Annotated in this window: 4 protein-coding genes; 2 read left to right on the top strand and 2 right to left on the bottom strand. The window is 73.0% G+C overall.

Features of this window, described 5'->3' with window-relative positions; translation table 11 throughout:
* A partial coding sequence (locus tag G6030_RS08360) for a TIGR03089 family protein (protein WP_182642813.1) occupies nt 1–576 on the bottom strand: 576 nt, incomplete at its 3' end.
* Between the two features lie 67 nt (nt 577–643).
* Complete coding sequence (locus G6030_RS08365) at nt 644–2,215, bottom strand: LCP family protein (RefSeq protein ID WP_131884983.1); 1,572 nt, start codon at nt 2,213–2,215, stop codon at nt 644–646.
* Between the two features lie 113 nt (nt 2,216–2,328).
* Here G6030_RS08365 and G6030_RS08370 point away from each other — a divergent pair, with 113 nt between their 5' ends.
* Both G6030_RS08370 and G6030_RS08375 read left to right on the top strand, forming a co-directional pair.
* Complete coding sequence (locus G6030_RS08370; RefSeq protein WP_061914039.1) at nt 2,329–3,228, top strand: glycosyltransferase family 2 protein; 900 nt, start codon at nt 2,329–2,331, stop codon at nt 3,226–3,228.
* Nucleotides 3,229–3,328: 100 nt separating this feature from the next.
* The coding region (locus G6030_RS08375) for an NDP-sugar synthase (RefSeq protein ID WP_347238611.1) at nt 3,329–4,192 on the top strand (864 nt) is incomplete at its 3' end.

Genomic DNA, 4,192 nt, shown 5'->3' on the forward strand with positions numbered 1-4,192 from the left:
GAGGGTGGCCACGACGTCGTCGCGTTCGCGGCCGGCGACCAGCGCGCGACCGGAGAGGGCGCGGTCGGCCAGTTGGTCGAGCGTCAGGCCGTCGAGGGCGAGGTCACCGCCGCCGGAGGGGACGAACGCGTCGGGGTGGATGCGGCACGCCTCGGCGAGGTCGGTGACGCCCGGCGGCACCTCGACGCCCGCGGCGGCCAGGGGGCGGCCCATCGGGTCGGTGGTCATGAGGAGGGTCTCGACGTCGGTGGGATGGCGGTCGAGGCGGTCGGGGACGGTGACGACGACGACGGCGTCGTCCGCGGACCCTGTGCGGACCTCGGCGCCCGCCCACCAGGCGCCCAGCAGGACACCGGCGGTGAGCCAGTGGGCGGGCAGGTCGCACACGATCACGTCACCGGGCGTCACCCCGAGTTCGTCGCGGAGCAGGCCCGCGATCTTCGCCGCCCAGTTGGCGGTCGAGGTGACCGACAGCTCGACGCGGGACGGGGCGGCCTCGTCGTAGTGGGTGACCATCGGCGCCCCGGGGTCGAGCGCGAGCAGCGGCTGGAGCACGGTGTCTGCGGCGGTGTTCACTCGGGTGGCCTCCTGGCGTCGTGGGGTGGTTCCCCCGGTCCGGCGGGCGGCGCGTCCGCCTCCGGGGTCAGTTCACGCAGGGTACGTCGGAGCCGCCGGCGTCGAAGGTCGGACGCTGCGCGATCGACGGCGGGAGCGGCGCGTACGTGGTGGTGGCGGGGGAGTAGGACTCGGTCGTGGCGGCCTCACCGGTGGGGCCGCTGTAGTCGTCCGCGAGGACCACACGCACGGTGCCGGGCGGGACCGCGGGGTCGACCTGGACCGGCAGGCCACCGAGCGCGTCGGAGACGGCGAACGCGGCGGCGTCGTCGGCCGAGCCCGCCGCCACGTGAGAGGTGTAGGCGGCGGCCGGGTCGGTGAGCAGATCACCGGTGGTGTAGCCCAGCTCGGTGAGCGCACCGGAGACGCGGGCGGCCAGCCCGTCGATCGCGGTGGTGTTGACCACCGACACGGCGACCGTCGAGGGGTCGACGCCGGGCTCACCGGGGGCGGGCTCGCCGTCGCCGCCCTCGGCGGCGTCCGCGTCATCCTCGGTGCTGGCGAAGCCCGCGACGAACTCCGACACCTGGACGGGGTCGGCGGTGACGATGGACTCGCCCCACTCGGTGTACGAGTCGATGCTGGTGACCGGGATGGTCTCGAAGCGGACGCTGCCGCCGCTGATGTCCTTGAGCTTCATGGCGAAGTCCACGAAGTCCCAGTTCTCGTCGATCACGAACGAGCGTTTGGCGGCGTCGACCAGCGCACCGAGTTTCGTGGGATCGGTGAGGGTGCCGGCCGAGAGGATCTTCTTGACCAGCTGGGACATGAACACCTGCTGGCGGACGATGCGGTCGAGGTCGCCGGCGGGCAGGTCGTGGCGCTGGCGGACGAAGCTCAGGGCGTCCGAGCCGGAGACCGTCTGGACACCCGCGTCGAAGTTCGCGCCCGACAGCGGCTCGTCGACGGGCTCGTTGAGGCAGACGGGGACACCGCCGACCGCGTCGGTGAGCAGTACGAAGCCCAGCAGCCCGATCTCCGCGTAGTGGTCGGCCTGGACGCCGGTGAGGTCCGCGACGGCGCCGATGAGCCCGTTCCGGCCAGCGTTGACGGCCGCGCGCTGGTCCTCCTCGGTGATGACGCCCTCGGGGTCCGAGGCCACGACCCGCTCGAGGTGGGCCTCCTTGTTGGCCGCGTACACACCGTTGATCTTGCTGCCGCCGACGGTGCTGGTCTCCACGTACACGTCACGCGGGATGGAGATCGCGGTGGCGGAGCTGCCGTCCTCCGGGATGCGGATGAGCAGGATCGTGTCGGTGTTCTCGCCGTCCTCCTCACCGGTGCGGATGGTGGCGAGCTCCTCCTGGCTGAGGGGGTTGCCCTGGGCGTCGGTCCGGTTGTCGGTGCCGACCAGAAGGATGTCCACCGCGCCGTCGAGGCCGCCGTCGCCCACGTCCAGGCCGCCGGCGGAGGACAGGTCCGAGCTGAGGCCGTTGACGAGCGTCCAGCCGACGCCGGTGACCAGGAGGCAGACCGCGGAGACGAGAGCGGCGAGGACGCGGCCTATACGCGAGGCCATCGGGTGGGCCGGGGTGGCGTGCCGCCTACCCCGCGCCCGGCTGTGGGCGCGACGGGGAGTCACTGGCAGCTCGGCGCTCATCCACCGTCCTTGTCCTCGATTAGGGGCCGCTCGAGGCCGCCGACGATCATCCCACGGTACCGCGCCGCGCGCCGCGCGTCGGAATCGACGGGCCGCGTCGTAGGGTGTTGCGCGTGACGACCCGACTACCCGTCGTGACGGTGACGTACTCGCCGGGCGACCACCTCCACAGCTTCGTCGAGACGCTCCCGGCGGCCACGTCCCGGCCGGTGGCGCTGGTGATGGCGGACAACGGGTCGACAGACGGGGCGCCCGAGGCCGTCGCCGCCCGGTACGACTTCGCCGAGTTCTTCCCGACCGGCGGCAACCTCGGCTACGGCACCGCGATCAACCGGGCCGTGGCCGAGATCGCCGCGCGTCCGGACGAGTTCGACCAGGAGTTCGTCCTGGTGGTCAACCCGGACGTGACGTTCGAACCCGGCTCGGTGGATGCCCTCCTCGAGGCGGCGCGGCGGTGGCCGCGCGCGGCCGCGTTCGGCCCGCGCATCTCCGAGACGGACGGGTCGGTGTACCCGTCGGCCCGCTCGGTGCCGCGGCTCGGGGCCGGGATCGGTCACGCCCTGCTCGGGCAGGTGTGGCGGGGGAACCCGTGGACCGCCCACTACCTCGACGGCGCGGACATGGAGACCGAGCGGACCGCGGGCTGGCTGTCCGGTTCGTGCCTGCTGCTGCGCCGTGAGGCCTTCGACGCGCTCGGCGGGTTCGACGAGCGCTACTTCATGTACCTGGAGGACGTGGACCTGGGCGACCGACTCGGGCGCGCCGGGTGGCAGAACGTCTACGTCCCGGACGCCGTCATCCACCACGACCAGGGCCACGCGGCGAAGGCGGTGCCCGAGTTCACCCTCCGGGCCCACCACCGCAGCGCCTATCTGTTCCAGGCGGACAGGCACCCACGGACGTGGCAGGCCCCGATACGCTGGGCGCTCAGAGCGGGCCTGGAACTGCGGTGCCGTCTCGCGATCCGGTCCGCGCGGCGTGCCACGCGCCCACCCCGCGGCCGCCACGGCTGAGCCCGCGGGAACCGGGTCCGACCCACGACCGACATCCACCCACCGCCCCGGCGGCTCGCGAGCGCGACCGCGGGGCCCGACGACCCCCAGGAGCTTCATCGTGACCTCGACGACCACCGGGAGCGCCGCGACCGGCGACGACCTGATCGCCGACACCGAGGCGGTGGTGCTGGTCGGCGGTAAGGGCACGCGGCTGCGGCCCCTGACGATCTCCGCGCCCAAGCCCATGCTCCCGACCGCGGGCCTGCCGTTCCTCACCCACCTGCTGTCGCGCATCCGCGCGGCCGGCATCCGGCGAGTCGTGCTGGGCACGTCGTTCAAGGCCGAGGTGTTCGAGGAGCACTTCGGCGACGGCTCGGACCTCGACCTCGACATCTCGTACGTGGTGGAGACCGAGCCGCTGGGCACGGGCGGCGGCATCCGCAACGTGCTGCCCGAGCTCGCCGCGTCGACCGTCATGGTGTTCAACGGCGACGTGCTCGGCGGCACGGATCTGCGGGAGATCCTGGCCCTGCACCGGGCCAAGGACGCGGACCTGACCATGCACCTGGTGCGCGTGTCCGACCCGCGCGCGTTCGGGTGCGTCACGACCGACGACGACGGCCGCGTGCAGGAGTTCCTGGAGAAGACGCAGGATCCGCCGACCGACCAGATCAACGCGGGCTGCTACGTCTTCCGCCGCGAGCTCATCGAGCAGATCCCCGAGGGACAGCCCGTCTCGGTCGAGCGGGAGACCTTCCCGCAGCTGCTCGGTGAGGGCAGGCGCGTCTACGGTTTCGTCGACTCGGCCTACTGGCGCGACATGGGCACCCCGGAGGACTTCGTGCGCGGTTCGTCGGACCTCGTCCGCGGGATCGCCCCCTCGCCGGCGCTCGACGGCCACGCGGGGGAGGCCCTCGTGCACGAGGGCGCCGGGGTCGGCGCGGGCGCCGTGCTCGTCGGCGGCACGGTCGTGGGACGGGGC

Origin of the sequence: Dietzia sp. E1, assembly GCF_014145015.1 — a bacterium.
In the GTDB taxonomy this organism is placed as follows: Bacteria; Actinomycetota; Actinomycetes; order Mycobacteriales; family Mycobacteriaceae; genus Dietzia; species Dietzia cinnamea_A.